The sequence below is a fragment of the Symbiopectobacterium sp. Eva_TO genome (genome assembly GCF_053848865.1).
The window spans coordinates 263,114-287,127 of sequence record NZ_JBSPEY010000004.1; the positions used below are offsets into that span (position 1 = coordinate 263,114).

Consider the following 24,014-nt stretch of genomic DNA (forward strand, 5'->3'; position numbering starts at 1 on the left):
TGATCGATTACGATGCGAAAACGTGATCGACCTTAGATGCGAATCGATGATCGATCGCATGCGAATACGCAGATAAGTTGTATTAGTCGCGACTTGATCTGACACTGGACCTTGAAAGGTTGAGAGTTACCGGTTTTGATATGGGTGTCGAATCCTTATACAAAACACGAGGTAACTCTCATGCTTCATACTAACAATCCCATCATCAAACACAAAGCCGGCCTGCTCAATCTCGCCGAAGAACTCGGTAACGTATCAAAAGCCTGTAAAATCATGGGTGTGTCACGCGACACGTTTTATCGCTATCAGGAACTGGCGGCAGAAGGCGGCATTGACGCTCTGGTTAACCAAAACCGCCGGGTTCCCAACCTGAAAAACCGTGCTGATGAAGCCACTGAACGTGCGGTTGTTGATTACGCCATTGAGTTCCCGGCTCATGGCCAGCACCGGACCAGTAATCAGCTGCGTAAAAAAGGCGTCTTCATTTCTGGCAGCGGTGTGCGCTCCATCTGGCAACGACACGATCTGGAAAACTTTCGTAAGCGCCTGAAGGCACTTGAGGAAAAAGTTGCCAGAGAAGGCATTGTACTTACTGATGCTCAAATCGCTGCACTGGAGAAGAAGGCGCACGACGACGAAGCCTGTGGTGAAATAGAGACTGCTCACCCGGGTTATCTGGGGTCGCAGGACACCTTCTACGTGGGTAATCTGAAAGGTGTTGGCCGTATCTACCAGCAGACGTTCGTGGATACGTACTCGAAAGTGGCGCACTGCAAGCTTTACACGAGTAAAGCACCGATCTCTGCCGCCGACCTGCTCAATGATCGCGTGCTGCCGTTCTACGAAGCTCAGGGGCTGCCAATGCTAAGAATACTGACGGACAGGGGGACGGAGTACTGCGGTAAAGTGGAACAACATGACTATCAGCTGTACTTGGCTATCAACGATATAGACCATACGAAAACGAAAGCGATGTCTCCGCAGACAAACGGTATCTGCGAGCGCTTCCATAAAACTATTTTGCAGGATTTTTATCAGGTTGCGTTCCGTAAGACGTTATACGAGGACCTAGAAAGTCTACAAAAGGATCTGGACAACTGGTTGTGGCATTACAATAATGAGCGAACTCATCAGGGTAAAATGTGCTGCGGGCGTACGCCAATGGCCACGTTACTTGATGGTAAACGAGTCTGGGCAGAAAAAAATCTGAACCAGATTTAATCTGACAGACACCTGTATAAATAACCGGTAACTGTCAGATCAGGTCTGAGCTAATACAGATAAGTGCTCATCACATCTCTCTTGGTTACATTGTTAATCCGATTCATCGCCACGCGCCAACGCTTGCCGCGTTAGCCTATTTTGCGGGCGCTATTCTTTCACCAGAAAACGTACTGTGCAAGCGATCGGCATATTCACCGTGTAAAAAATCGGTACTCATCCCTTTCTGTTGCAGGTTAAGTTCCAGCATGCGTAGCCGACGACACAGGTTTTCATGCGCTTCCGATTCAGGGAGCGTATTGGCGAGCAAATCGCGTAGCGTCAGGGCATCTTTACGCAATGCCAATTCCGGCGGCAGATAGCCCGCATTCTTCAGTAAACGGTATCCCGTGCGCAGATCTTCGGGTACAGCGCTATCATCGTCAAGTTGCAGGGGCTTTCCCGCACCGGGAAGATTATCAAACTCACCCGCTTGCTGTGCCGTCTGGATATGACGCTCGCACATCGCATCAATCCACCACATGTTCCCTCCTTCAAAAACGTCTCAAGCAAACGGTGCTCTTGGCAAACGTGATACGTTAACAAAGCCGCCATTTGCTAAACAATAGACGTAAAAAAACCGGGTTGCCCCGGTTTTTTTAACCCACAGCTGATGATTACTCAGCAGCAGCGGTTTCTTCTGCTTGTGCAACTGAACGATCAACCAGCTCGATGTAAGCCATCGGCGCGTTGTCGCCTGCACGGAAGCCACACTTCAGAATGCGAGTGTAACCACCGGCACGGCTCGCGAAACGCGGGCCCAGTTCATTAAACAGTTTTGCCACGATCTCGTTATCACGAGTACGGGCGAATGCCAGACGACGATTAGCAACGCTGTCGGTCTTGGCAAGAGTAATCAGCGGTTCAACAACACGGCGCAGCTCTTTTGCTTTTGGCAGGGTCGTCTTGATGATCTCATGACTAACCAAAGAACCAGCCATGTTACGGAACATAGCCTGACGATGGCTGCTGTTACGGTTCAGTTGACGACCACACTTACGATGGCGCATGACCTTATCCTTCTCAGTAAAACCTTAACCTGTGACCGGGTTATTCATCAGCAATGCTTGCCGGCGGCCAGTTTTCCAGGCGCATGCCCAGAGAAAGACCACGTGAGGCGAGCACATCTTTAATCTCGGTAAGAGATTTTTTACCCAGGTTAGGCGTTTTCAGCAATTCAACCTCGGTACGCTGTACCAGATCACCGATGTAGTGGATAGCTTCTGCCTTGAGGCAGTTAGCAGAGCGGACAGTCAATTCCAGATCGTCAACAGGGCGCAGCAGGATCGGATCGAATTCAGGTTTCTCTTCTTTCACTTCAGGCTGACGTACATCACGTAAATCAACAAAAGCTTCCAGTTGTTCAGCCAGAATGGTTGCCGCACGGCGGATCGCCTCTTCAGGATCGATCGTGCCATTGGTTTCCATTTCGATGACCAGCTTGTCCAGGTCGGTACGTTGTTCAACACGAGCTGCTTCAACATTGTAGGCAATACGCTCTACCGGGCTGTAGCAAGCATCGACCAACAAACGGCCAATCGGGCGCTCATCTTCTTCCGTATGAATACGGGCAGAAGCCGGCACATAACCACGACCACGTTGAACTTTGATACGCATGCTAATAGCTGCGTTTTCATCGGTCAGATGGCAGATCACGTGCTGCGGCTTGACGATTTCGACATCACCATCATGGGTGATGTCTGCTGCAGTCACAGGGCCAATGCCAGATTTATTCAGGGAAAGGATAACTTCATCTTTACCTTGAACTTTCACCGTCAGCCCTTTCAGGTTGAGCAGGATTTCCAGGATATCTTCCTGTACGCCTTCTTTGGTGCTGTACTCGTGCAGTACACCATCAATATCAACCTCGGTCACCGCGCAACCTGGCATGGATGAAAGCAGAATACGGCGCAGTGCGTTGCCAAGCGTATGGCCGAAACCACGCTCTAACGGCTCAAGGGTCACCTTGGCGTGCGTCGAACTGACTTGCTCGATATCGACCAGGCGCGGTTTTAGAAACTCTGTCACAGAACCCTGCATTGTGTCCTCTCTTTGGTACTAAGCTTTACTTGGAGTAAAGCTCGACGATCAGGTGTTCATTAATGTCCGCAGACAGATCGGTACGTTCAGGAATACGTTTGAACACACCTTCCATCTTGGCAGCATCAACTTCCAGCCAAGTCGGCTTTTCACGCTGTTCAGCCAGCTCCAATGCTGCTTTCACGCGAGATTGCTTTTTAGCTTTCTCACGGATGCTGACGACATCATTCGGTGATACCTGATAAGAAGCGATGCTGACAACGCGACCGTTTACCATAACAGCTTTGTGGCTTACCAACTGACGCGCTTCCGCACGAGTGGCGCCGAAGCCCATACGATAAACCACGTTATCCAGACGTCCTTCCAGCAGTTGTAGCAGGTTTGCACCTGTGTTGCCTTTCAGACGAGCAGCTTCTTTATAGTAGTTACGGAATTGACGCTCCAGAACACCGTAGATACGGCGAACTTTTTGTTTTTCACGCAACTGCACGCCATAATCAGACAGACGCGGTTTACGCGCACCGTGCTGACCAGGGCCTTGTTCGATCTTACACTTGGAATCGATCGCGCGAACACCGGACTTAAGGAACAGGTCGGTGCCTTCACGACGGCTCAGCTTGAGCTTAGGACCCAAATATCTAGCCATTTTCTTTCTCCAACTATCCTAAAAGCGGCGTTATACGCGACGCTTTTTCGGCGGACGACAACCGTTATGGGGGATCGGAGTCACATCAGTAATATTAGTGATGCGGAAACCAGCCGCGTTCAGAGCGCGGATAGTAGACTCACGGCCCGGACCAGGTCCTTTAACCATAACTTCCAAGTTCTTGATACCGTATTCTTTCACGGCTTCAGCGCAACGTTCAGCAGCTACCTGAGCGGCGAACGGCGTAGATTTACGAGAACCACGGAAACCGGAACCACCGGCTGTTGCCCAACCCAGCGCGTTACCCTGACGATCGGTAATGGTCACGATGGTGTTGTTAAAAGAAGCATGGATATGAGCCACACCGTCAGAAACTTGTTTTCTTACACGCTTACGTGCACGAATAGGTGCTTTTGCCATTATTCAATCACCCCGATTATTTCTTGATCGGTTTGCGCGGACCCTTACGGGTACGGGCGTTGGTCTTAGTACGCTGACCGCGCACTGGCAGAGCACGACGATGACGCAAACCGCGATAGCAACCAAGGTCCATCAGGCGCTTGATGCTCATGCTGATTTCACGGCGCAGATCACCTTCGACAACGAATTTGGCAACTTCTACACGCAGCGTTTCGATTTGCTCTTCAGACAGCTCACTGATCTTAACATCTTCAGTAATACCCGCCGCAGCACAAATGGCCTTGGAACGAGTCTTACCGACGCCATAGATCGAGGTTAACGCGATCACGGCATGTTTCTGATCAGGAATGTTAATGCCTGCTATACGGGCCACTATGCACTCCTATTATTCAATATGTACGCTCCATGCTGAAAAGCCCGTTTTCAGGATACTCAAATGGAAACGCACAGACATACAAAAGATTGGCTGGCTAATCTAGCCAGCTCAATCCAACTTTGCAAGAAAAATATGCGAGATAATCAGCCTTGGCGCTGTTTATGCTTCGGCTCGGCGCTGCAAATCACACGAACGACACCGTTACGCTTAACGATTTTGCAGTTACGACATAATTTCTTGACGGAAGCACGAACTTTCATTTTTACTCTCCGTAACTTCTCAAGCAACCCAATTAGCGGTTATAGCCTTTAAGATTTGCTTTCTTCAATGCAGACTCATACTGACTTGACATCATCAGAGTTTGCACTTGAGCCATAAAGTCCATGATGACCACGACGACGATCAACAGGGATGTACCCCCAAAATAGAAGGGAACCTTCATCGCATCACGCATGAACTCCGGGATAAGGCAGATAAAGGTAATGTACATTGCGCCGACCAGAGTCAGGCGGGTCATCACCTTATCGATGTATTTCGCCGTTTGCTCTCCCGGACGAATTCCTGGCACGAATGCACCGGACTTCTTCAGGTTATCTGCTGTTTCGCGCGGGTTGAAAACCAACGCCGTGTAGAAGAAACAGAAGAAGATGATTGCAGTCGCATAGAGTAGCACATAAAGCGGTTGTCCGGGCTGCAAATACATCGAAATAGTTGTCAGCCAGTTCCAACCGGTACCGCCCCCAAACCACGATGCAATCGTCGCAGGGAACAGGATGATGCTGGAGGCGAAAATTGCCGGGATAACCCCTGCCATGTTCACTTTCAGCGGTAAGTGCGTACTCTGTGCTGCATAAACCCGACGACCTTGCTGACGCTTTGCGTAGTTAACGACGATACGACGTTGGCCACGCTCAATGAAAACAACGAAGAAGGTTACTGCAAACACTAAAACTGCAACCAACAGCAGCACGAGGAAGTGCAGGTCGCCTTGCCGAGCTTGCTCGATAGTGTGGGCAATTGCCGGCGGTAAGCCCGCAACGATACCCGCAAAGATCAAGATAGATATACCGTTACCGATACCGCGCTCAGTAATCTGTTCGCCCAGCCACATCAGGAACATGGTCCCGGTCACCAGACTTACAACAGCCGTAAAGTAAAATGCAAAGCCCGGATTAATCACCAGGCCCTGCATTCCTGGCATATTCGGTAAACCGGTAGCAATACCGATTGACTGAAATATGGCCAGTACTAACGTACCGTAACGGGTGTACTGGCTAATCTTGCGACGGCCAGCCTCCCCCTCTTTCTTGATTTCCGCCAACGTGGGGTGAACCACCGTCAGCAGCTGGATAATGATAGAGGCCGAAATGTACGGCATAATACCCAGCGCAAAGATAGAAGCACGGCTGAGAGCACCACCAGAGAACATGTTGAACATTTCAATGATGGTGCCACGCTGTTGTTCGAGCAATTTGGCAAGCACAGTGGCATCAATACCAGGGATCGGAATAAAAGAGCCGATACGGAAAACGATAAGCGCGCCGATTACAAACAGCAGTCTGCGTTTCAGCTCGCCAACGCCACCCTTAGCACTTTGAAAATCTAATCCTGGTTGCTTAGCCATCTGCTACTTATTCCTCAATTTTACCGCCAGCAGCTTCGATAGCAGCACGCGCGCCTTTGGTCACACGCAGACCACGAATCGTTACCGGACGGGATACTTCACCAGACAGGATCACTTTCGCGAACTCGATCTGAACGCCGATAACGTTAGCAGCCTTCAGCGTGTTCAGGTCAACGATGTCGCCATCTACGCGAGCCAAATCGGACAGACGGATTTCCGCTGTGATCATCGCTTTGCGAGAGGTAAAGCCGAATTTCGGCAGACGACGATACAACGGCATCTGACCACCTTCGAACCCACGACGTACGCCACCGCCAGAACGAGACTTCTGACCTTTGTGACCACGACCGCCGGTTTTACCGAGGCCAGAACCGATACCACGACCTAAACGCTTCGGCGCGTGCTTCGCGCCTTCGGCCGGAGACAGAGTATTCAAACGCATCTGTTACTCCTCCACTTTAACCATGTAGTAAACCGCGTTGACCATACCACGTACAGCAGGCGTATCTTCACGCTCAACGGTATGACCAATACGACGCAGACCCAGGCCAAGCAGCGTTGCCTTATGTTTCGGCAGACGACCGATTGCACTACGGGTTTGAGTAATTTTAATAGTCTTAGCCATGGTCAATTATCCCAGAATGTCGTCAACGGATTTGCCACGCTTGGCAGCAACCATTTCCGGGGAATTCATATTAGCCAAGCCATCGATAGTTGCACGAACCACGTTAATCGGGTTGGTGGAACCATAGGCTTTAGCCAATACGTTATGAACCCCAGCAACTTCCAGAACGGCGCGCATTGCACCGCCGGCGATGATACCGGTACCTTCGGAAGCAGGCTGCATGAATACGCGAGACCCAGTGTGAGCACCTTTAACCGGGTGCTGCAGGGTGCCGCCATTCAGCGCGACATTCAACATGTTGCGACGGGCTTTTTCCATCGCTTTCTGGATTGCTGCCGGAACTTCACGCGCTTTCCCGTAACCAAAACCAACGCGACCGTTGCCATCACCCACTACAGTCAGTGCGGTGAAGCTGAAAATACGACCACCTTTAACGGTTTTAGATACGCGATTTACCGCGATCAGCTTTTCCTGCAGTTCGCCAGCTTGTTTTTCGATGTGTGCCATCTTACACCTCTACCTTAGAACTGAAGGCCAGCTTCACGAGCAGCATCTGCCAGTGCCTGGACGCGACCATGATATTGGAACCCAGAACGGTCAAAGGACACATCTTTAATGCCTTTTTCCAATGCGCGCTCAGCGACTGCTTTACCTACAGCAGCAGCGGCATCTTTGTTGCCGGTGTACTTCAGTTGTTCTGCGATAGCTTTTTCTACAGTAGAAGCGGCTACCAGGATTTCAGAACCGTTCGGTGCGATAACCTGCGCATAAATATGGCGAGGGGTACGATGTACCACCAGGCGAGTCGCTCCCAATTCCTGGAGTTTGCGACGTGCGCGGGTTGCACGACGGATACGAGCTGATTTCTTATCCATAGTGTTACCTTACTTCTTCTTAGCCTCTTTGATACGCACGACTTCGTCGGCGTAACGGACACCCTTGCCTTTGTAAGGCTCAGGACGACGGTAAGCGCGCAGATCAGCTGCAACCTGACCGATAACCTGCTTATCAGCACCTTTCAGTACGATTTCAGTTTGAGTCGGGCATTCAGCTGTGATACCAGCCGGCAGCGCGTGGTCAATCGGGTGTGAGTACCCCAGAGACAAATTCACGACATTGCCTTTAACTGCGGCACGGTAACCTACGCCAACCAGTTGAAGCTTCTTGGTGAAGCCTTCGGTAACACCGATAACGACTGCGTTCAGCAGTGCACGCGCGGTGCCTGCCTGTGCCCAACCGTCTGAAAAACCTTCGCGCGGAGCGAAAGTCAGAGCGTTGTCAGCCACAGTAACTTCAACAGCATCGTTGATGGTACGAGTCAGCTCGCCGTTTTTACCCTTGATCGAAATAACCTGACCGTTGAGTTTTACCTCTACGCCGGCAGGAATGACGACGGGTGCTTTTGCAACACGAGACATTCTTTCCTCCGATTAAGCTACGTAGCAGATAATCTCGCCACCAAGACCAGCCTGGCGCGCTGCACGATCAGTCATAACACCTTTAGAGGTAGAAACAACCGCGATTCCTAAACCAGCCATAACTTTCGGCAGTTCATCTTTTTTCTTATAGATGCGCAGACTTGGGCGGCTGATACGCTGAATGCTTTCTACCACTGCCTTGCCCTGGAAGTATTTCAGAGAAATTTCCAGTTCAGGCTTGGTGTCGCCTTCGATTTTGTAATCTTGAATATAACCTTCTTCCTTAAGCACTTTGGCGATTGCCACTTTCAGCTTGGAGGAAGGCATGGTTATCGCAACTTTGTTCGCGGCCTGACCGTTGCGTATACGGGTCAGCATGTCTGCGATCGGATCTTGCATGCTCATCTGTCTTTACTCCCGTGATTCAATTGGTGACAATTACCAGCTAGCCTTTTTCAGACCCGGAATTTCACCGCGCATGGCGGCTTCACGGACCTTGATACGGCTCAACCCGAACTTCCGCAGGAAAGCGTGCGGACGACCTGTCTGGCGGCAGCGGTTACGCTGACGGGACGGGCTGGAATCACGCGGCAGAGTCTGCAGCTTGAGAACAGCATCCCAACGATCTTCGTCGGATGAGTTCACATTGGAGATGATAGCTTTCAATTCAATGCGTTTAGCAAAGAATTTATTAGCCAATTTCACGCGTTTGACTTCGCGTGCTTTCATGGATTGCTTAGCCATTAGTAACCCTACCTTACTTGCGGAACGGGAAGTTAAAGGCGGCCAGCAGCGCGCGGCCTTCATCATCGGATTTCGCAGTGGTGGTAATGGTAATGTCCAAACCACGAACGCGATCGACTTTGTCATAGTCGATTTCCGGGAAGATGATCTGCTCACGCACGCCCATGCTGTAGTTGCCACGGCCATCGAAGGACTTGGCAGACAGACCGCGGAAGTCACGAATACGCGGTACAGCAATCGAAATCAGGCGCTCAAGGAACTCCCACATGCGTTCGCCACGCAGAGTTACTTTACAGCCGATCGGATAGCCCTGGCGGATTTTGAAGCCTGCAACAGATTTGCGTGCTTTGGTGATCAGCGGTTTTTGACCGGAGATAGCTGCCAGATCGGCTGCGGCGTTATCCAGCAGCTTCTTGTCAGCGATCGCTTCACCAACACCCATATTCAGGGTGATCTTCTCGACCCGAGGGACTTGCATGACAGAATTGTAGCTAAACTGAGTCATCAGTTTGCTAACCGCTTCGTCTTTGTAGTAATCATGCAGTTTCGCCATCGTACTACTCCAAATTACTTGATAGTTTCGCTAGTAGATTTAAAGAAACGGACTTTTTTGCCGTCTTCGAATCTAAAGCCTACACGGTCAGCCTTGCCAGTTGCCGCATTGAACAGTGCAACGTTGGAAAGCTGGATTGCAGCTTCTTTTTCAACGATGCCACCCGGTTGGTTCAGGGCCGGAACCGGCTTCTGATGTTTCTTAACCAGATTGATACCTTCAACAACGATCTTGCTGGAAGACAGAACATTCTTAACTTTACCGCGCTTACCTTTATCTTTGCCGGTCAGCACGATAACTTCGTCATCACGACGGATTTTCGCTGCCATGGTTCGCTCCTTAGAGTACTTCTGGTGCCAGAGAGATAATTTTCATGAACTTTTCAGAACGCAGTTCACGAGTTACCGGCCCAAAAATACGCGTACCGATAGGCTGCTCGCTGTTATTGTTCAGAATAACGCATGCATTGCCATCGAAGCGAATGACAGAACCGTCCGGGCGACGAACACCCTTCTTGGTGCGCACAACAACCGCCTTCAGAACATCGCCTTTCTTCACCTTACCGCGAGGAATTGCTTCCTTGATGGTAATTTTGATGATATCGCCGACGCCTGCGTAGCGACGGTGCGAGCCACCTAGAACCTTGATACACATTACGCGACGTGCACCGGAGTTATCGGCCACGTTCAGCATAGTCTGTTCTTGGATCATTTTAGTGCTCCGCTAATGTCAACTACTACTTTTCAAACCCTTACGGGTCGTTTTTAGAACCCTTACGGGTCATTAATACCCAAGAATCGAGGGCGCAGTATTATAACACCGCTTTTCGACCAAGTGTAGAAAAAATAAACGGCCCTTTGCAGAGCCGTTTATCGTTTTCAAGAAGAGCAATACTGTATTACAGAATCGCTTTCTCTACAACGCGAACCAACGTCCAAGACTTAGTTTTGGACAGCGGACGGCATTCGCGGATTTCAATCACGTCACCGATACCGCATTCGTTGTTCTCATCATGTACGTGCAGTTTGGTCGTACGTTTGATGAATTTCCCATACAGCGGGTGTTTCACAAAACGTTCGATTGCAACAACCATGGATTTCTCCATTTTGTCGCTCACAACACGACCTTGCAGAGTACGGATATTATCGCTCATTACGCACCCGCCTTCTGAGTCAGTAAAGTCTTAACACGTGCAATATTGCGACGCACTTGTTTTACCAGGTGAGTCTGTTGCAACTGACCACTGGCCGCTTGCATACGCAAGTTAAATTGCTCGCGCAGCAGTTCGAGCAGCTCGGTGTTCAGCTCTTCAACGCTCTTTTCACGCAGCTCATTTGCTTTCATTACATCACCGTCTTAGTTACAAAGGTGGTTTTGATCGGCAGTTTCGCTGCTGCCAGTTGGAATGCCTCACGGGCTAACTCTTCCGGCACACCGTCCATTTCGTACAGGACTTTACCTGGCTGAATCAAGGCAACCCAATATTCCACGTTACCTTTACCTTTACCCATACGTACTTCAAGCGGTTTCTCGGTAATTGGTTTGTCCGGGAATACTCGGATCCAAATTTTACCTTGACGCTTAACAGCACGGGTCATGGCACGACGTGCAGCTTCGATTTGGCGAGCGGTCAGGCGACCACGACCAACAGCTTTCAGACCGAAAGTACCGAAGCTGACATCCGTACCGGCAGCCAGACCGCGGTTACGGCCTTTGTGCATCTTACGGAATTTTGTACGCTTTGGTTGTAACATCAGCGACTCTCCTTACTTGCGGCCTTTACGCTGCTGCTTTTTAGGTTGAGCAGCCGGTTTTTCCGGTTGTTCAACGGCAGCCATACCACCCAGGATCTCACCTTTGAAGATCCACACTTTCACACCGATAACACCGTAAGTGGTGTGTGCTTCGGACGTGTTGTAGTCGATATCCGCACGCAGCGTGTGCAACGGAACGCGACCTTCGCGGTACCATTCGGTACGTGCGATTTCAGCACCGCCCAGGCGGCCACTGACTTCAACTTTAATGCCCTTGGCACCCAGACGCATGGCGTTCTGAACGGCACGCTTCATCGCACGACGGAACATCACACGACGTTCCAGCTGAGAAGTGATGCTGTCAGCAACCAGTTTCGCGTCCAGTTCCGGCTTGCGAACTTCCGCGATGTTGATCTGTGCAGGGACGCCAGCGATATCCGCTACGACTTTGCGCAGTTTTTCAACATCTTCACCTTTTTTACCGATAACGATGCCCGGACGAACGGTGTGAATGGTCACACGGATGCTCTTGGCCGGACGTTCGATAACGATACGAGAGACGGAGGCTTTCTCCAGTTCTTTCGTCAGGTATTTACGAACTTTAAAATCGCTGTCCAGGTTGTCAGCGAATTCTTTGGTATTCGCATACCAGGTAGAGTTCCAAGGTTTGACAATACCCAGGCGAATACCATTAGGATGTACTTTCTGACCCATTGCTAGTCTCCAGAGTCTCAGCGATCGGACACAACCACAGAAATGTGGCTGGTACGCTTCAGGATGCGATCCGCACGACCTTTAGCACGCGGCATAATGCGCTTCATGCTCGGGCCTTCGTCTACGAAGATTTTCGCAACTTTCAGATCATCAATGTCAGCGCCATCGTTGTGCTCTGCGTTGGCAATGGCAGACTCCAGTACTTTTTTAACCAGACCAGCAGCTTTCTTGTTGGTGTAGGTCAGAATTTCCAGAGCTTGCGACACTTTCTTACCGCGAATCAGGTCAGCCACCAGGCGAACCTTTTGAGCAGAAGAACGAGCATGAAGATGTTTAGCGATAGTTTCCATCTCTTCCTCCTACCTTATTTTTTCTTGGCTTTTTTATCAGCCGCGTGGCCGCGATAAGTACGAGTCGGCGCGAATTCACCCAGTTTGTGACCGACCATTTCATCGGAAACAAACACCGGAACGTGCTGACGACCATTATGGACAGCGATGGTCAAACCGATCATAGTTGGAAAGATCGTTGAACGACGGGACCAAGTGCGCAGAGGCTTCTTGTCACCGCTTTCCACCGCTTTCTCTACCTTCTTCAGCAAGTGCAGGTCAATAAAAGGACCTTTCTTGAGAGAACGTGGCATGGTTTATCCTCTAATATTATTTAGTACGGCGACGTACGATGAATTTATCAGTACGCTTGTTGCTGCGAGTCTTCTTACCTTTGGTCTGAATGCCCCACGGTGAAACCGGGTGCTTACCAAAGTTACGACCTTCACCACCACCGTGCGGGTGGTCGACTGGGTTCATTGCCGTACCGCGAACGGTAGGACGAACACCACGCCAGCGTGCAGCACCAGCTTTACCCAGAACGCGCAGCATATGCTCAGCGTTACCTACTTCGCCCAGCGTAGCGCGGCAGTCAGATTCGACTTTACGCATTTCACCAGAACGCAGACGCAGGGTCACGTACGCGCCGTCACGTGCAACGATCTGCACGTAAGCACCAGCAGAACGCGCCAGCTGACCGCCTTTACCCGGCTTCATTTCCACGTTGTGAACGGTGGAACCGACCGGAATATTGCGCATCGGCAACGTGTTACCAGCTTTGATAGCAGCATCAACGCCAGACTGGATCTGATCACCGGCTTTCAGGCCTTTCGGCGCCAGGATGTAACGGCGTTCGCCGTCTTTGTACAGAACCAGAGCGATGTTGGCGGAACGGTTCGGATCATATTCCAAACGTTCTACAACAGCAGGGATACCATCTTTGTTACGTTTGAAGTCAACAATACGGTATTGCTGTTTGTGGCCACCACCGATATGACGGGTAGTGATGCGGCCATTGTTGTTACGGCCACCGGATTTGCTGCTTTTTTCCAGCAACGGGGCATAAGGTTTGCCCTTGTGCAGCTCAGGGTTAACCACTTTAACAACGTGGCGACGACCCGGAGATGTCGGTTTACATTTAACAATTGCCATTGTTCTTTACTCCTCCGACTTACTCTGCGCCGCCGATGAAGTCCAGATTCTGGCCTTCTTTCAGGGTGACGTAAGCTTTTTTCCAGTCGCTACGACGACCGATACGCTGTCCATGACGTTTCGTTTTCCCTTTAACCAGCAGGGTACGAACTTCATTGACTTCGACTTCAAACAGTTTCTGCACAGCAGCTTTGATTTCTGCTTTGGTCGCGTCTTTAGCAACTTTGAGCACGATGGTGTTGTGTTTTTCCATCGCAGTAGACGCTTTTTCAGAAACGTGAGGTGCAGTCAGCACCTTAAGCAGACGTTCTTCACGGATCATGCCAGCATCTCCTCAACTTGCTTAACAGCGTCAGCCGTCATTACGACTTTGTCGAAGGCGATCAGGCTAACCGGATCGATACCTGCTACATCACGTACGTCAACCTTGTACAGGTTGCGTGCAGCCAGGAACAGATTTTCATCCAGTTCACCGGTGATGATCAGCACGTCGTCCAGCGCCAGGTCTTTCAGTTTCTGTGCCAGCAGCTTGGTTTTCGGTGCTTCAACAGAGAACTTCTCGACAACGATCAAACGATCCTGACGTACCAGCTCGGACAGGATGCTTTTCAGCGCGCCGCGGTACATCTTTTTGTTTACTTTTTGACTGTGGTCCTGAGGCTTGGCAGCAAAGGTCACACCACCGGAACGCCAGATCGGGCTCTTGATAGAACCTGAACGCGCACGGCCAGTACCTTTCTGACGCCACGGTTTTTTACCGGAACCAGTTACTTCAGCACGGGTCTTCTGAGCACGAGTCCCTTGACGGTCACCAGCTGCATAAGCAACAACAACCTGGTGTACCAGCGCTTCGTTGAAATCACGACCGAAGGTAGTTTCGGAAACAGTCAGCGCGCTTTGCGCGTCTTTCAATACTAATTCCATTGCTATCCCCTTACGCCTTCACAGCCGGTTTAACGATCAGGTCGCTACCGGTTGCACCCGGGACAGCACCTTTCACCAGCAGCAGGTTGCGCTCAGCGTCAACGCGTACTACGTCCAGACTCTGAACGGTTACACGCTCGTTGCCCAGCTGACCAGCCATTTTCTTGCCTTTGAACACTTTGCCCGGAGTCTGGTTCTGACCGATAGAACCCGGAACGCGGTGAGACAAGGAGTTACCGTGGGTAGCATCCTGAGTACGGAAGTTCCAGCGTTTAACAGTACCCGCGAAACCTTTACCTTTGGACGTACCAGTAACGTCAACTTTTTTCACGTCAGCGAAAATTTCAACGCTGATGCTTTGGCCTACGGTGAACTCTTCGCCTTCAGACAGACGGAATTCACGCAGGACGCGGCCAGCTTCAACACCCGCTTTAGCAAAATGACCTGCTTCCGGCTTGGTAACACGGTTTGCTTTTTTAGCACCGGTAGTTACCTGTACAGCCTGGTAGCCATCATTAGCCAGGTCTTTAACCTGAGTAACGCGGTTTGCTTCAATTTCGATAACGGTTACAGGGATAGAAACGCCGTCTTCAGTGAAGATGCGGGTCATGCCCACTTTTTTACCGACTAAACCAATCATTGTATCAACCTCTCAATCGCTTGATGACCTGATTAACCCAGGCTGATCTGCACGTCTACACCGGCAGCCAGGTCCAGACGCATCAGAGCATCAACGGTTTTCTCGGTTGGCTCAACGATGTCAACCAGACGCTTGTGAGTGCGAATTTCGTACTGATCGCGAGCGTCTTTGTTGACGTGCGGGGAGATCAGAACGGTAAAGCGCTCTTTGCGGGTCGGCAGCAGGATCGGACCACGTACTTGCGCACCAGTGCGCTTGGCCGTCTCAACGATTTCCGCGGTTGCTTGATCGATCAGGCGATGATCAAACGCTTTCAGGCTGATACGGATTCTTTGGTTCTGCATGAGACCAGAGCTCCAATTATTTATAAACGTAAATGATTACTCCTCGCACCCATTTCGATTGATGGGGGAGTGTAATCGTTCGGCCATAACTCCCAAATCGGGAGTATTGTTGACCCATGCCTATTGCATGGCGTCTCTGTTCGTAAATGTACTGCATATACATGCACTACATTTAACGTAACAGGCACGACTTAATTCGGACGGGCCCGCGCATTATACGTAAATCTGTTCAGGAAGCAACCGCGTTTTACAGAATCATGCCTCTTTTAGCTGCGCTTGCAAATAATTAGTGATGTAGCCCCCTGTAACAGCAGACAGTAGCTGTATCTCCAGATAAGAGATAGGCTTAGATATATGTCTAACAATCATGCTAATTTTGAAATGACCGGGATCCTGTTAGGGCAAGAAGTCCGTAAGCGTAAAACTCCGCAAGAGAAAATCGCCATCATTCAGCAGACAATGGAGCCGGGGATGAACGTCTCCCATGTAGCCCGCCTGCATGGCATCCAGCCCAGCCTTTTGTTTAAGTGGAAGAAGCAATACCAGGAAGGAAGCCTCACCGCCGTTGCGGCCGGAGAAGAAGTGGTTCCAGCTTCGGCGCTGGCGACTGCCCTCAAGCAGGTCCGGGAGCTACAGCGCCTTCTGGGTAAGAAGACGATGGAAGTTGAGATCCTCAAAGAAGCAGTGGAGTACCGCCAGTCGCGAAAATGGATAGCGCACGCGCCCTTGTTGCCAAAGGACGGGGAATAGCTCTGGTCAGCCGCGCCATGAGCGTGTCGCGTGCGCAGCTGTCACTGCGGGTTAACCGTTCTGCCGACTGGCTGGACAGGCGCAGCAACCGGCGTAATGACGAAGCTGATGCTGAGATATTATCGGACATCCTCCGTATCATCAGCGACATGCCCAGTTACGGTTACCGCCGAGTGTGGGGTATCCTGGGTAAGCAACGTCGTGCAGAGGGACTTCCACCGGTGAACGCCAAACGGCTTTACAGGATAATGAGCGAGCATAACCTGCTGCTGTTGCATGATAAAACTGAACGTCCGAAGCGGGAGCATAAAGGCAAAATCGCGGTAGCAGAGAGCGATATGCGCTGGTGCTCAGATGGCTTCGAGTTCGGTTGTGACAACGGCGAGAAGCTGCGGGTGACGTTCGCACTGGACTGCTGCGACCGGGAGGCCTGTAGTGGCACACTGATACTGGCCACCTGATCGGAGGTGATATGCTCACCTCATCAACACGACAGGTGACCTCATGGGTAAACATTTTACGGCGGAATTTAAGCTCGAAGCCGCAAAGCTGGTTGTCGACCACGGCTACACATACGTTAAGGCCGCAGAGGCGGTTAATGTCAGCCATTCTGCCATTAGTCGCTGGGTCAATAAGCTTCGCCTTGAACGACAGGGAAAAACGCCAACGGGACTTCCTCTTACCCCTGAACAGCTCGAGCTGCGTGAGATGAAGAAAAAAGTCCAATGCCTTGAAATGGAGAACGAAATCCTAAAAAAGGCTACGGCGCTCTTAATGTCGGACTCACTCAACGGTTCACGGTAGTCGACAGGCTGAGGGCGCGATACCCGGTCACGGCGTTGTGCCAAACTTTTGAGGTACATCGCAGCAGCTACAGGCACTGGCAGGCTTCCGCTAATGAACCCGACGGTGAGCACGTGGTTAAGTGTAGTCGCGTCATGGAAGCCTGGAACGCCAGCGGCGGCTCTGCCGGCGCTCGAAGTATCGCGACCATCGTCACCGGCAGCTCTGGTGTCAAAATGGGGCGCTGGCTGGCTGGCAAGCTGATGAAGGAGCTGGGTATCGCCAGCTGCCAGCGACCGGCTCACAAATACAAACGCGGCGGCAATGAACACGTTGAAATACCGAACTATCTCAACCGCCAGTTCGCGGTTACCGCGCCGGATCAGGTCTGGTGCGGCGATGTGACCTACATCTGGACGGGCAAATGCTGGGCTTACCTTGCGGTGGTGCTAGACCTGTTCGCCCGCAAACCGGTGGGCTGGGCCATGTCGACGTCGCCGGACTCGGCGCTGACAGTTAAAGCGTTGCAGATGGCCTGGGAACTCCGGGGACAACCAACAGGAGTCATGTTCCACAGCGACCAGGGCAGCCACTATACCAGCCGTCAATACCGGCAAGCCCTGTGGCGCTGCCGGATAAAGCAGAGTATGAGTCGGCGGGGTAACTGCTGGGATAATGCGCCAATGGAGCGGTTCTTCCGCAGCCTGAAGACAGAATGGGTGCCGACAAAGGGTTACAACAGCTTCAGCGAAGCCCAGGACGCGATTATCCGCTACATCACGGGGTATTACAGCGCTATCCGGCCTCACTGGTATAACGGCGGCTTAACTCCAAACGAATCTGAGCGACTGTTCTACATACAGTCTAATGCGGTGGCCAATATTAGTTGACCACTACAGCCATAGACTGGGCAGCGAGCACCAGGGGTTATGACAGTTCAACCGTGCAGGATGTGATGCTGAGGTCGGTGGAAAAACGCTTCGGTAGCGCGCTGCCGGATAAACCAGTGCAATGGCTGACGGATAATGGTTCAGCGTACACAGCGCATGAAACGCGGAAGTTCGCCAGAGAACTGAATCTGGAGCCCTGCACAACAGCAGTGAGCCGTCCACAGAGTAACGGCATGGCAGAACGGTTCGTGAAGACGATGAAGGAAGATTACATCGCCTTCATGCCAAAACCCGATGTGCGAACAGCGCTGAAGAACCTTGCAGCGGCGTTCAATCATTACAATGAAAACCATCCGCACAGTGCGCTGGGATACAACTCCCCAAGAGAATATCAGCGCCAGCGGGCATCGTTAACTTAAGATACAAAAGCTGTCCGGAGATGGTGGGTCAAGATCACTTGCAAATAATTAGGTATATTAGTCGCGACTTGATCTGACACTGGACCTTGAAAGGTTGAGAGTTACCGGTTTTGATATGGGTGTCGAATCCTTATACAAAACACGAGGTAACTCTCATGCTTCATACTAACAATCCCATCATCAAACACAAAGTCGGCCTGCTCAATCTCGCCGAAGAACTCGGTAACGTATCAAAAGCCTGTAAAATCATGGGGGTGTCACGCGACACGTTTTATCGCTATCAGGAACTGGCGGCAGAAGGCGGCATTGACGCTCTGGTTAACCAAAACCGCCGGGTTCCCAACCTGAAAAACCGTGCTGATGAAGCCACTGAACGTGCGGTTGTTGATTACGCCATTGAGTTCCCGGCTCATGGCCAGCACCGGACCAGTAATCAGCTGCGTAAAAAAGGCGTCTTCATTTCTGGCAGCGGTGTGCGCTCCATTTGGCAACGACACGATCTGGAAAACTTTCGTAAGCGCCTGAAGGCACTTGAGGAAAAAGTTGCCAGAGAAGGCATCGTACTTACTGATGCTCAAATCGCTGCACTGGAGAAGAAGGCGCACGACGACGAAGCCTGTGGTGAAATAGAGACTGCTCACCCGGGTTATCTGGGGTCGCAGGACACCTTCTACGTGGGTAATCTGAAAGGTGTTGGCCGTATCTACCAGCAGACGTTCGTGGATACGTACTCGAAAGTGGCGCACTGCAAGCTTTACACGAGTAAAGCACCGATCTCTGCCGCCGACCTGCTCAATGATCGCGTGCTGCCGTTCTACGAAGCTCAGGGGCTGCCAATGCTAAGAATACTGACGGACAGGGGGACGGAGTACTGCGGTAAAGTGGAACAACATGACTATCAGCTGTACTTGGCTATCAACGATATAGACCATACGAAAACGAAAGCGATGTCTCCGCAGACAAACGGTATCTGCGAGCGCTTCCATAAAACTATTTTGCAGGATTTTTATCAGGTTGCGTTCCGTAAGACGTTATACGAGGACCTAGAAAGTCTACAAAAGGATCTGGACAACTGGTTGTGGCATTACAATAATGAGCGAACTCATCAGGGTAAAATGTGCTGCGGGCGTACGCCAATGGCCACGTTACTTGATGGTAAACGAGTCTGGGCAGAAAAAAATCTGAACCAGATTTAATCTGACAGACACCTGTATAAATAACCGGTAACTGTCAGATCAGGTCTGAGCTAATACAAATTAGGCAACCCGAGGCGCGCTATCAGGTCAAGTTCCGTCTCAATCCAGTCGATGTGCCCTTCTTCATCAGCCAGGATTTCAATCAGCATATCGCGGCTGACATAATCGCGCACCGAATCCATATACGCGATCCCCTCGCGCAAATCCTTGGCGCCATCCAATTCCAGTTTCAGGTCAGAACGCAGTATCTCTTCAACATCTTCACCAATATTGAGCTTTCCGAGATCTTGCAGGTTGGGAATCCCTTCAAGAAACAGGATACGCTCTATATAACGGTCGGCATGTTTCATTTCATCGATGGATTCATGGTATTCGTGCTGGTCAAGACGGGTCAGTCCCCAGTTTTTAAACATACGGGCATGCAAAAAGTACTGGTTAATCGCAACCAGTTCATCACCCAGCAACTTATTTAGATGTGCTATGACTTTTTTATCGCCTTTCATGACATTACTCCTTCGCTCCAGGTCTTAAAAGTGTAGAACTGGAGGGAGGAGAGTCAACGAAATCACCTATATTTTGTGCGGTTTCAATAAAAGCGGCAATTACGCAACGTCAGAAATAGGTGACAACATCGCCTGCTCTTCTTCCATAATCAGGCGAGCCTGACGAATACACTTGCCGCAGTCACTGCCAATAGGCATTAACTGGCGCAGTTGATTGAGCGAGCGGGGTTGATGTTGGCGAACGGCGTGCCGAATAACTTTATCGGAAATTGCATTACACAGGCAGACATACATACAGGATAACTCATTCTCTCAGTCGCGGACATACACCCTCTTTCGTTGCTACCTTCCGCACGGCAGTCGAAAAAGTGACTATAAAACAGTCAATTAGAGTGTAAGTAAGAATGGTTTCCATTTCAATTATAGTTTTGTCAACGCTATAAAAAAAGGACACCGAAGTGTCCTTTTTCTTACGCTATCGCTAGCGCACGGGTGTTACTCGCGTATTGGCGATTAAGCCATAACTTTAGCAACAACGCCCGCACCAACAGTACGGCCGCCTTCACGGATTGCGAAACGCAAACCGTCGTCCATCGCGATCGGGTGGATCAGGGTAACAACCATTTTGATGTTGTCGCCCGGCATTACCATTTCAACGCCTTCCGGCAGTTCGATGGTGCCCGTTACGTCAGTAGTACGGAAGTAGAACTGAGGACGGTAGCCTTTGAAGAACGGCGTATGACGGCCACCTTCATCTTTGCTCAGGATATACACTTCAGATTCGAACTTGGTGTGAGGCTTGATGGAGCCCGGCTTAGCCAGTACCTGACCACGTTCGATTTCTTCACGTTTGATACCACGCAGCAGAACACCAACGTTCTCACCCGCACGGCCTTCGTCCAGCAGTTTGCGGAACATTTCAACGCCAGTACAAGTCGATTTCGCAGTATCTTTGATACCAACGATTTCAACTTCTTCACCCACTTTAACGATACCGCGCTCTACACGACCGGTAACCACAGTACCACGGCCGGAGATGGAGAATACGTCTTCGATAGGCAGCAGGAACGGACGGTCAATCGCACGCTCTGGTTCTGGGATGTAGGAATCCAGGTAGCCAGCCAGTTCGATGATTTTTGCTTCCCACTCAGCGTCGCCTTCCAGTGCTTTCAGCGCTGAACCACGAACGATCGGGGTATCATCACCCGGGAAGTCGTACTGAGATAGCAGTTCACGGACTTCCATTTCAACCAGTTCCAGCAGCTCTTCGTCATCAACCATGTCACATTTGTTCAGAAACACGATGATGTACGGAACGCCTACCTGACGACCCAGCAGGATGTGCTCACGAGTCTGCGGCATCGGGCCGTCAGTCGCAGCAACTACCAGGATCGCGCCGTCCATCTGGGCAGCACCGGTGATCATGTTTTTCACGTAGTCGGCGTGTCCCGGGCAGTCAACGTGTGCGTAGTGACGGGTTGGGGTGTCGTATTCAACGTGAGAGGTGTTGATGGTGATACCACGTGCTTTTTCTTCCGGCGCGTTATCGATCTGATCGAATGCACGCGCGCTACCGCCGTAGGTTTTAGCCAGTACGGTGGTGATCGCTGCGGTCAGCGTGGTTTTACCATGGTCAACGTGGCCGATAGTACCGACGTTAACGTGGGGTTTTGTACGTTCAAATTTTTCTTTAGACACGGCTATATTCCTTACTCAAATACCCTCCCCTGAGGAGAGGGCATGGGATCAATGTATTAGGCTTGGTAATTATTTACCACGAGCTTCAATAACGGCCTGAGCAACGTTGTTCGGCGCATCATCGTACTTCAGGAACTCCATGGAGTAAGAAGCACGGCCTTTGGTCAGAGAACGCAATTGAGTTGCGTATCCGAACATTTCAGACAGCGGAACTTCGGCATGAATCACAACGCCAGTGACGTTAGATTCCTGACCACGCAGCATACCACGACGACGGCTAAGGTCACCGATTACGTCACCGGTGTTCTCTTCCGGCGTTTCTACTTCAACCTTCATGATCGGCTCAAGCAGAACAGGTTTTGCTTTTTTGAAGCCATCTTTAAAGGCGATAGACGCAGCCAGTTTAAACGCCAGTTCAGAGGAGTCAACGTCATGGTAAGAACCGAAGTGCAGACGCACGCCGAGATCGACCACCGGGTAACCCGCCAGCGGGCCCGCTTTCAGCTGTTCCTGAATACCTTTATCAACGGCAGGGATGTATTCACCAGGAATTACACCACCTTTGATGTCGTTGATGAACTCGTAGCCTTTCGGATTTGAGCCCGGCTCCAGCGGATACAGGTCGATAACCACGTGACCATACTGACCACGACCACCAGACTGCTTGGCGTGTTTACCTTCGATATCGGTAACTTTCGCGCGAATCGCTTCACGGTAAGCAACCTGAGGTTTACCGACGTTCGCTTCAACGTTGAACTCACGTTTCATACGGTCAACGATGATGTCGAGGTGCAGCTCACCCATACCGGCGATGATGGTCTGGTTGGATTCTTCATCAGTCCATACGCGGAAGGACGGGTCTTCTTTCGCCAGACGGCCCAGAGCCAGACCCATTTTTTCCTGGTCAGCTTTGGTTTTCGGCTCAACGGCGATAGAGATAACCGGCTCCGGGAACTCCATACGTTCCAGGATGATCGGAGAATCCGGATCGCACAGGGTATCCCCAGTGGTCACGTCTTTCAGACCGATGGCTGCCGCGATGTCACCAGCGCGAACTTCTTTGATCTCTTCACGTTTGTTAGCGTGCATCTGAACAATACGACCGAAACGCTCACGCGCCGCTTTCACGGAGTTCAGCACGGTATCACCGGAGTTAACCACACCGGAGTACACGCGGAAGAACGTCAGGTTACCTACAAACGGGTCGGTAGCAATTTTGAATGCCAGCGCAGAGAACGGCTCATCATCACTTGCGTGACGTTCAGCCGGCGTGTCTTTACCATCATCCAGCATACCGTTGATCGCCGGTACATCGACCGGAGATGGCAGGTAATCAACTACCGCATCCAGCATCGCCTGTACACCTTTGTTTTTAAAGGCAGAACCACAGGTAACCAGGATGATTTCGTTGTTCAGAACGCGCTGACGCAGAGCTTTTTTGATCTCTTCTTCAGTCAGTTCTTCACCGCCCAGGTATTTCTCCATCAGCTCTTCGGAAGCTTCCGCAGCGGATTCGATCAGGTTCTGGTGCCATTCGTCAGCCAGTTCCAGCATATCAGCAGGGATGTCTTCGTATTCGAAGGTGACGCCTTGGTCGGCTTCGTTCCAGTTGATCGCTTTCATTTTCACCAGGTCAACAACACCGGTGAAACCTTCTTCAGCACCAATCGCCAATTGCAGCGGAACCGGGTTCGCGCCCAAACGGGATTTGATCTGACCAACGACCTTCAGGAAGTTCGCGCCCATACGGTCCATTTTGTTAACGAACGCGATGCGCGGAACTTTGTATTTGTTAGCCTGACGCCATACGGTTTCAGACTGCGGCTGAACACCACCAACAGCACAGTAAACCATGACTGCACCATCAAGAACACGCATGGAACGTTCTACTTCGATAGTGAAGTCAACGTGTCCCGGGGTGTCGATGATGTTTACGCGGTGCGGCTCAAACTGCTTCGCCATACCAGACCAGAACGCAGTAGTCGCAGCGGAGGTAATGGTAATCCCACGCTCTTGTTCCTGCTCCATCCAGTCCATCGTGGCGGCGCCGTCGTGAACTTCACCGATTTTGTGGTTTACACCTGTGTAGAACAGAATACGTTCAGTCGTGGTGGTTTTACCGGCGTCGATGTGTGCACTGATACCGATGTTACGGTAGCGTGCAATGGGTGTTGTACGAGCCATTTGTTTCCTCTATATCTTCGGACGTTCA

Annotated in this window: 36 protein-coding genes and 2 pseudogenes; 5 read left to right on the forward strand and 33 right to left on the reverse strand. The window is 51.0% G+C overall.

Annotated features, from left to right (window positions below; translation table 11 throughout):
- Positions 1 to 180 precede the first annotated feature (180 nt).
- On the forward strand, positions 181 to 1,221 hold the full coding sequence (locus tag ACWWJF_RS03290) for an IS481 family transposase (RefSeq protein WP_455868673.1): 1,041 nt from the start codon (positions 181 to 183) through the stop codon (positions 1,219 to 1,221).
- Positions 1,222 to 1,357: 136 nt separating this feature from the next.
- On the opposite strand, the gene ACWWJF_RS03295 is transcribed toward ACWWJF_RS03290, so the two are convergent.
- The 29 genes from ACWWJF_RS03295 to rpsJ form a co-directional block, all read right to left on the reverse strand.
- Positions 1,358 to 1,744: a DnaJ family domain-containing protein gene (locus ACWWJF_RS03295; protein WP_455868674.1), complete on the reverse strand. Its 387-nt coding sequence runs from the start codon at positions 1,742 to 1,744 to the stop codon at positions 1,358 to 1,360.
- Positions 1,745 to 1,877: 133 nt separating this feature from the next.
- On the reverse strand, positions 1,878 to 2,270 hold the full coding sequence (rplQ, locus tag ACWWJF_RS03300; RefSeq protein WP_455868675.1) for a 50S ribosomal protein L17: 393 nt from the start codon (positions 2,268 to 2,270) through the stop codon (positions 1,878 to 1,880).
- A 40-nt stretch (positions 2,271 to 2,310) separates the two neighbouring features.
- On the reverse strand, positions 2,311 to 3,300 hold the full coding sequence (locus ACWWJF_RS03305; protein WP_455868676.1) for a DNA-directed RNA polymerase subunit alpha: 990 nt from the start codon (positions 3,298 to 3,300) through the stop codon (positions 2,311 to 2,313).
- A gap of 25 nt (positions 3,301 to 3,325) precedes the next feature.
- Positions 3,326 to 3,946 carry a 30S ribosomal protein S4 gene (gene rpsD, locus ACWWJF_RS03310; protein WP_195316370.1) on the reverse strand — a complete coding sequence of 207 codons (621 nt, stop codon included), beginning with the start codon at positions 3,944 to 3,946 and terminating at the stop codon, positions 3,326 to 3,328.
- A 30-nt stretch (positions 3,947 to 3,976) separates the two neighbouring features.
- Positions 3,977 to 4,366, reverse strand: a complete 390-nt coding sequence (gene rpsK, locus ACWWJF_RS03315; RefSeq protein ID WP_002919257.1) for a 30S ribosomal protein S11 — start codon at positions 4,364 to 4,366, stop codon at positions 3,977 to 3,979.
- A gap of 16 nt (positions 4,367 to 4,382) precedes the next feature.
- Positions 4,383 to 4,739: a 30S ribosomal protein S13 gene (gene rpsM, locus ACWWJF_RS03320; protein ID WP_455868677.1), complete on the reverse strand. Its 357-nt coding sequence runs from the start codon at positions 4,737 to 4,739 to the stop codon at positions 4,383 to 4,385.
- A gap of 146 nt (positions 4,740 to 4,885) precedes the next feature.
- Positions 4,886 to 5,002 carry a 50S ribosomal protein L36 gene (gene rpmJ, locus ACWWJF_RS03325; protein WP_002227352.1) on the reverse strand — a complete coding sequence of 39 codons (117 nt, stop codon included), beginning with the start codon at positions 5,000 to 5,002 and terminating at the stop codon, positions 4,886 to 4,888.
- 32 nt (positions 5,003 to 5,034) lie between these two features.
- A complete protein-coding gene (gene secY / locus ACWWJF_RS03330; protein WP_222158726.1) occupies positions 5,035 to 6,366 on the reverse strand; it encodes a preprotein translocase subunit SecY in 1,332 nt (443 codons plus the stop codon).
- Between the two features lie 7 nt (positions 6,367 to 6,373).
- Entirely contained in the window at positions 6,374 to 6,808 is a 435-nt protein-coding gene (gene rplO / locus ACWWJF_RS03335) for a 50S ribosomal protein L15 (protein WP_455868678.1), read from the reverse strand.
- Between the two features lie 3 nt (positions 6,809 to 6,811).
- Entirely contained in the window at positions 6,812 to 6,991 is a 180-nt protein-coding gene (gene rpmD / locus ACWWJF_RS03340; protein WP_038016616.1) for a 50S ribosomal protein L30, read from the reverse strand.
- Between the two features lie 6 nt (positions 6,992 to 6,997).
- Positions 6,998 to 7,498 carry a 30S ribosomal protein S5 gene (rpsE, locus tag ACWWJF_RS03345; protein WP_222158728.1) on the reverse strand — a complete coding sequence of 167 codons (501 nt, stop codon included), beginning with the start codon at positions 7,496 to 7,498 and terminating at the stop codon, positions 6,998 to 7,000.
- 14 nt (positions 7,499 to 7,512) lie between these two features.
- Positions 7,513 to 7,866: a 50S ribosomal protein L18 gene (gene rplR / locus ACWWJF_RS03350; RefSeq protein WP_080884204.1), complete on the reverse strand. Its 354-nt coding sequence runs from the start codon at positions 7,864 to 7,866 to the stop codon at positions 7,513 to 7,515.
- A 9-nt stretch (positions 7,867 to 7,875) separates the two neighbouring features.
- Positions 7,876 to 8,409 (reverse strand): 50S ribosomal protein L6, encoded by a 534-nt coding sequence (gene rplF / locus ACWWJF_RS03355; RefSeq protein ID WP_430360362.1) that lies wholly within the window; start codon positions 8,407 to 8,409, stop codon positions 7,876 to 7,878.
- Between the two features lie 12 nt (positions 8,410 to 8,421).
- On the reverse strand, positions 8,422 to 8,814 hold the full coding sequence (gene rpsH / locus ACWWJF_RS03360) for a 30S ribosomal protein S8 (RefSeq protein ID WP_222158730.1): 393 nt from the start codon (positions 8,812 to 8,814) through the stop codon (positions 8,422 to 8,424).
- A gap of 33 nt (positions 8,815 to 8,847) precedes the next feature.
- Complete coding sequence (gene rpsN / locus ACWWJF_RS03365) at positions 8,848 to 9,153, reverse strand: 30S ribosomal protein S14 (RefSeq protein WP_222158731.1); 306 nt, start codon at positions 9,151 to 9,153, stop codon at positions 8,848 to 8,850.
- A 13-nt stretch (positions 9,154 to 9,166) separates the two neighbouring features.
- On the reverse strand, positions 9,167 to 9,706 hold the full coding sequence (gene rplE, locus ACWWJF_RS03370) for a 50S ribosomal protein L5 (protein WP_455868679.1): 540 nt from the start codon (positions 9,704 to 9,706) through the stop codon (positions 9,167 to 9,169).
- Positions 9,707 to 9,720: 14 nt separating this feature from the next.
- Entirely contained in the window at positions 9,721 to 10,035 is a 315-nt protein-coding gene (gene rplX, locus ACWWJF_RS03375) for a 50S ribosomal protein L24 (RefSeq protein WP_222158733.1), read from the reverse strand.
- 10 nt (positions 10,036 to 10,045) lie between these two features.
- Positions 10,046 to 10,417 (reverse strand): 50S ribosomal protein L14, encoded by a 372-nt coding sequence (gene rplN, locus ACWWJF_RS03380; RefSeq protein ID WP_023479426.1) that lies wholly within the window; start codon positions 10,415 to 10,417, stop codon positions 10,046 to 10,048.
- 187 nt (positions 10,418 to 10,604) lie between these two features.
- Positions 10,605 to 10,859 (reverse strand): 30S ribosomal protein S17, encoded by a 255-nt coding sequence (gene rpsQ / locus ACWWJF_RS03385; protein WP_455868680.1) that lies wholly within the window; start codon positions 10,857 to 10,859, stop codon positions 10,605 to 10,607.
- Positions 10,859 to 11,050, reverse strand: a complete 192-nt coding sequence (gene rpmC / locus ACWWJF_RS03390; RefSeq protein ID WP_024107517.1) for a 50S ribosomal protein L29 — start codon at positions 11,048 to 11,050, stop codon at positions 10,859 to 10,861. The genes rpsQ and rpmC overlap by 1 nt, the downstream gene beginning before the upstream one ends.
- Positions 11,050 to 11,460: a 50S ribosomal protein L16 gene (gene rplP, locus ACWWJF_RS03395; protein ID WP_009111208.1), complete on the reverse strand. Its 411-nt coding sequence runs from the start codon at positions 11,458 to 11,460 to the stop codon at positions 11,050 to 11,052. The genes rpmC and rplP overlap by 1 nt, the downstream gene beginning before the upstream one ends.
- A gap of 12 nt (positions 11,461 to 11,472) precedes the next feature.
- Positions 11,473 to 12,174, reverse strand: coding sequence for a 30S ribosomal protein S3 (gene rpsC, locus ACWWJF_RS03400; protein ID WP_455868681.1), 702 nt, complete (start codon positions 12,172 to 12,174; stop codon positions 11,473 to 11,475).
- A gap of 17 nt (positions 12,175 to 12,191) precedes the next feature.
- The gene (gene rplV / locus ACWWJF_RS03405) at positions 12,192 to 12,524 is read right to left on the reverse strand and encodes a 50S ribosomal protein L22 (protein ID WP_196908040.1); all 333 of its coding nucleotides are present in this window, start codon (positions 12,522 to 12,524) and stop codon (positions 12,192 to 12,194) included.
- A 14-nt stretch (positions 12,525 to 12,538) separates the two neighbouring features.
- Positions 12,539 to 12,817, reverse strand: coding sequence for a 30S ribosomal protein S19 (gene rpsS, locus ACWWJF_RS03410; protein ID WP_161133058.1), 279 nt, complete (start codon positions 12,815 to 12,817; stop codon positions 12,539 to 12,541).
- A gap of 16 nt (positions 12,818 to 12,833) precedes the next feature.
- Positions 12,834 to 13,655, reverse strand: coding sequence for a 50S ribosomal protein L2 (gene rplB / locus ACWWJF_RS03415; RefSeq protein WP_455868682.1), 822 nt, complete (start codon positions 13,653 to 13,655; stop codon positions 12,834 to 12,836).
- Between the two features lie 19 nt (positions 13,656 to 13,674).
- Positions 13,675 to 13,977 (reverse strand): 50S ribosomal protein L23, encoded by a 303-nt coding sequence (gene rplW, locus ACWWJF_RS03420; RefSeq protein ID WP_195316357.1) that lies wholly within the window; start codon positions 13,975 to 13,977, stop codon positions 13,675 to 13,677.
- Complete coding sequence (rplD, locus tag ACWWJF_RS03425) at positions 13,974 to 14,579, reverse strand: 50S ribosomal protein L4 (protein ID WP_455868683.1); 606 nt, start codon at positions 14,577 to 14,579, stop codon at positions 13,974 to 13,976. The genes rplW and rplD overlap by 4 nt, the downstream gene beginning before the upstream one ends.
- A gap of 10 nt (positions 14,580 to 14,589) precedes the next feature.
- Positions 14,590 to 15,219 carry a 50S ribosomal protein L3 gene (rplC, locus tag ACWWJF_RS03430; RefSeq protein ID WP_195316355.1) on the reverse strand — a complete coding sequence of 210 codons (630 nt, stop codon included), beginning with the start codon at positions 15,217 to 15,219 and terminating at the stop codon, positions 14,590 to 14,592.
- 32 nt (positions 15,220 to 15,251) lie between these two features.
- On the reverse strand, positions 15,252 to 15,563 hold the full coding sequence (gene rpsJ / locus ACWWJF_RS03435) for a 30S ribosomal protein S10 (protein ID WP_455868684.1): 312 nt from the start codon (positions 15,561 to 15,563) through the stop codon (positions 15,252 to 15,254).
- Between the two features lie 381 nt (positions 15,564 to 15,944).
- Between rpsJ and ACWWJF_RS03440 the strand changes: the two are divergent.
- The 4 genes and pseudogenes from ACWWJF_RS03440 to ACWWJF_RS03455 form a co-directional block, all read left to right on the forward strand.
- A pseudogene (locus ACWWJF_RS03440) lies at positions 15,945 to 16,744 on the forward strand (transposase); the annotation flags it as partial.
- 73 nt (positions 16,745 to 16,817) lie between these two features.
- Positions 16,818 to 17,986 (forward strand): IS3 family transposase gene (locus ACWWJF_RS03445; protein WP_455868685.1). Its coding sequence is split into 2 segments (ribosomal slippage): positions 16,818 to 17,073 and positions 17,073 to 17,986, totalling 1,170 coding nucleotides; the frame shifts between segments, so codons are not numbered across the junction.
- 8 nt (positions 17,987 to 17,994) lie between these two features.
- Positions 17,995 to 18,405 (forward strand): annotated as a pseudogene (locus ACWWJF_RS03450) (integrase core domain-containing protein); the annotation flags it as partial.
- Positions 18,406 to 18,560: 155 nt separating this feature from the next.
- Complete coding sequence (locus tag ACWWJF_RS03455; protein WP_455868509.1) at positions 18,561 to 19,601, forward strand: IS481 family transposase; 1,041 nt, start codon at positions 18,561 to 18,563, stop codon at positions 19,599 to 19,601.
- A gap of 50 nt (positions 19,602 to 19,651) precedes the next feature.
- Here ACWWJF_RS03455 and bfr read toward each other — a convergent pair whose 3' ends face one another.
- The 4 genes from bfr to fusA all read right to left on the reverse strand — a co-directional run bounded on the left by bfr (position 19,652) and on the right by fusA (position 23,986).
- Positions 19,652 to 20,104: a bacterioferritin gene (bfr, locus tag ACWWJF_RS03460; RefSeq protein WP_455868686.1), complete on the reverse strand. Its 453-nt coding sequence runs from the start codon at positions 20,102 to 20,104 to the stop codon at positions 19,652 to 19,654.
- 99 nt (positions 20,105 to 20,203) lie between these two features.
- Positions 20,204 to 20,398, reverse strand: a complete 195-nt coding sequence (bfd, locus tag ACWWJF_RS03465) for a bacterioferritin-associated ferredoxin (protein ID WP_264626615.1) — start codon at positions 20,396 to 20,398, stop codon at positions 20,204 to 20,206.
- Between the two features lie 219 nt (positions 20,399 to 20,617).
- Positions 20,618 to 21,802: an elongation factor Tu gene (tuf, locus tag ACWWJF_RS03470; RefSeq protein WP_455868687.1), complete on the reverse strand. Its 1,185-nt coding sequence runs from the start codon at positions 21,800 to 21,802 to the stop codon at positions 20,618 to 20,620.
- A 69-nt stretch (positions 21,803 to 21,871) separates the two neighbouring features.
- Positions 21,872 to 23,986, reverse strand: coding sequence for an elongation factor G (gene fusA / locus ACWWJF_RS03475; protein WP_455868688.1), 2,115 nt, complete (start codon positions 23,984 to 23,986; stop codon positions 21,872 to 21,874).
- Positions 23,987 to 24,014: the final 28 nt, after the last annotated feature.

Coding starts and splice junctions, on each gene's coding strand:
- ACWWJF_RS03305 (WP_455868676.1), bottom strand. CDS start 3,300: ATGCAGGGTTCTGTGACAGAGTTTCTAAAACCGCGCCTGGTCGATATC.
- rplF (WP_430360362.1), bottom strand. CDS start 8,409: ATGTCTCGTGTTGCAAAAGCACCCGTCGTCATTCCTGCCGGCGTAGAG.
- ACWWJF_RS03295 (WP_455868674.1), bottom strand. CDS start 1,744: ATGTGGTGGATTGATGCGATGTGCGAGCGTCATATCCAGACGGCACAG.
- rpsJ (WP_455868684.1), bottom strand. CDS start 15,563: ATGCAGAACCAAAGAATCCGTATCAGCCTGAAAGCGTTTGATCATCGC.
- rpsH (WP_222158730.1), bottom strand. CDS start 8,814: ATGAGCATGCAAGATCCGATCGCAGACATGCTGACCCGTATACGCAAC.
- rplB (WP_455868682.1), bottom strand. CDS start 13,655: ATGGCAATTGTTAAATGTAAACCGACATCTCCGGGTCGTCGCCACGTT.
- rpsS (WP_161133058.1), bottom strand. CDS start 12,817: ATGCCACGTTCTCTCAAGAAAGGTCCTTTTATTGACCTGCACTTGCTG.
- rplO (WP_455868678.1), bottom strand. CDS start 6,808: ATGCGTTTGAATACTCTGTCTCCGGCCGAAGGCGCGAAGCACGCGCCG.
- rpmC (WP_024107517.1), bottom strand. CDS start 11,050: ATGAAAGCAAATGAGCTGCGTGAAAAGAGCGTTGAAGAGCTGAACACC.
- rpsE (WP_222158728.1), bottom strand. CDS start 7,498: ATGGCACACATCGAAAAACAAGCTGGCGAACTGCAGGAAAAGCTGATC.
- rpmJ (WP_002227352.1), bottom strand. CDS start 5,002: ATGAAAGTTCGTGCTTCCGTCAAGAAATTATGTCGTAACTGCAAAATC.
- rplQ (WP_455868675.1), bottom strand. CDS start 2,270: ATGCGCCATCGTAAGTGTGGTCGTCAACTGAACCGTAACAGCAGCCAT.
- rpsD (WP_195316370.1), bottom strand. CDS start 3,946: ATGGCTAGATATTTGGGTCCTAAGCTCAAGCTGAGCCGTCGTGAAGGC.
- bfd (WP_264626615.1), bottom strand. CDS start 20,398: ATGTATGTCTGCCTGTGTAATGCAATTTCCGATAAAGTTATTCGGCAC.
- rplD (WP_455868683.1), bottom strand. CDS start 14,579: ATGGAATTAGTATTGAAAGACGCGCAAAGCGCGCTGACTGTTTCCGAA.
- rplP (WP_009111208.1), bottom strand. CDS start 11,460: ATGTTACAACCAAAGCGTACAAAATTCCGTAAGATGCACAAAGGCCGT.
- rplR (WP_080884204.1), bottom strand. CDS start 7,866: ATGGATAAGAAATCAGCTCGTATCCGTCGTGCAACCCGCGCACGTCGC.
- rplX (WP_222158733.1), bottom strand. CDS start 10,035: ATGGCAGCGAAAATCCGTCGTGATGACGAAGTTATCGTGCTGACCGGC.
- rplC (WP_195316355.1), bottom strand. CDS start 15,219: ATGATTGGTTTAGTCGGTAAAAAAGTGGGCATGACCCGCATCTTCACT.
- rplW (WP_195316357.1), bottom strand. CDS start 13,977: ATGATCCGTGAAGAACGTCTGCTTAAGGTGCTGACTGCACCTCACGTT.
- rplV (WP_196908040.1), bottom strand. CDS start 12,524: ATGGAAACTATCGCTAAACATCTTCATGCTCGTTCTTCTGCTCAAAAG.
- rplN (WP_023479426.1), bottom strand. CDS start 10,417: ATGATCCAAGAACAGACTATGCTGAACGTGGCCGATAACTCCGGTGCA.
- secY (WP_222158726.1), bottom strand. CDS start 6,366: ATGGCTAAGCAACCAGGATTAGATTTTCAAAGTGCTAAGGGTGGCGTT.
- rpsK (WP_002919257.1), bottom strand. CDS start 4,366: ATGGCAAAAGCACCTATTCGTGCACGTAAGCGTGTAAGAAAACAAGTT.
- rpsQ (WP_455868680.1), bottom strand. CDS start 10,859: ATGAGCGATAATATCCGTACTCTGCAAGGTCGTGTTGTGAGCGACAAA.
- ACWWJF_RS03455 (WP_455868509.1), top strand. CDS start 18,561: ATGCTTCATACTAACAATCCCATCATCAAACACAAAGTCGGCCTGCTC.
- fusA (WP_455868688.1), bottom strand. CDS start 23,986: ATGGCTCGTACAACACCCATTGCACGCTACCGTAACATCGGTATCAGT.
- rpmD (WP_038016616.1), bottom strand. CDS start 6,991: ATGGCTAAGACTATTAAAATTACTCAAACCCGTAGTGCAATCGGTCGT.
- ACWWJF_RS03290 (WP_455868673.1), top strand. CDS start 181: ATGCTTCATACTAACAATCCCATCATCAAACACAAAGCCGGCCTGCTC.
- rpsC (WP_455868681.1), bottom strand. CDS start 12,174: ATGGGTCAGAAAGTACATCCTAATGGTATTCGCCTGGGTATTGTCAAA.
- rpsN (WP_222158731.1), bottom strand. CDS start 9,153: ATGGCTAAGCAATCCATGAAAGCACGCGAAGTCAAACGCGTGAAATTG.
- bfr (WP_455868686.1), bottom strand. CDS start 20,104: ATGAAAGGCGATAAAAAAGTCATAGCACATCTAAATAAGTTGCTGGGT.
- rplE (WP_455868679.1), bottom strand. CDS start 9,706: ATGGCGAAACTGCATGATTACTACAAAGACGAAGCGGTTAGCAAACTG.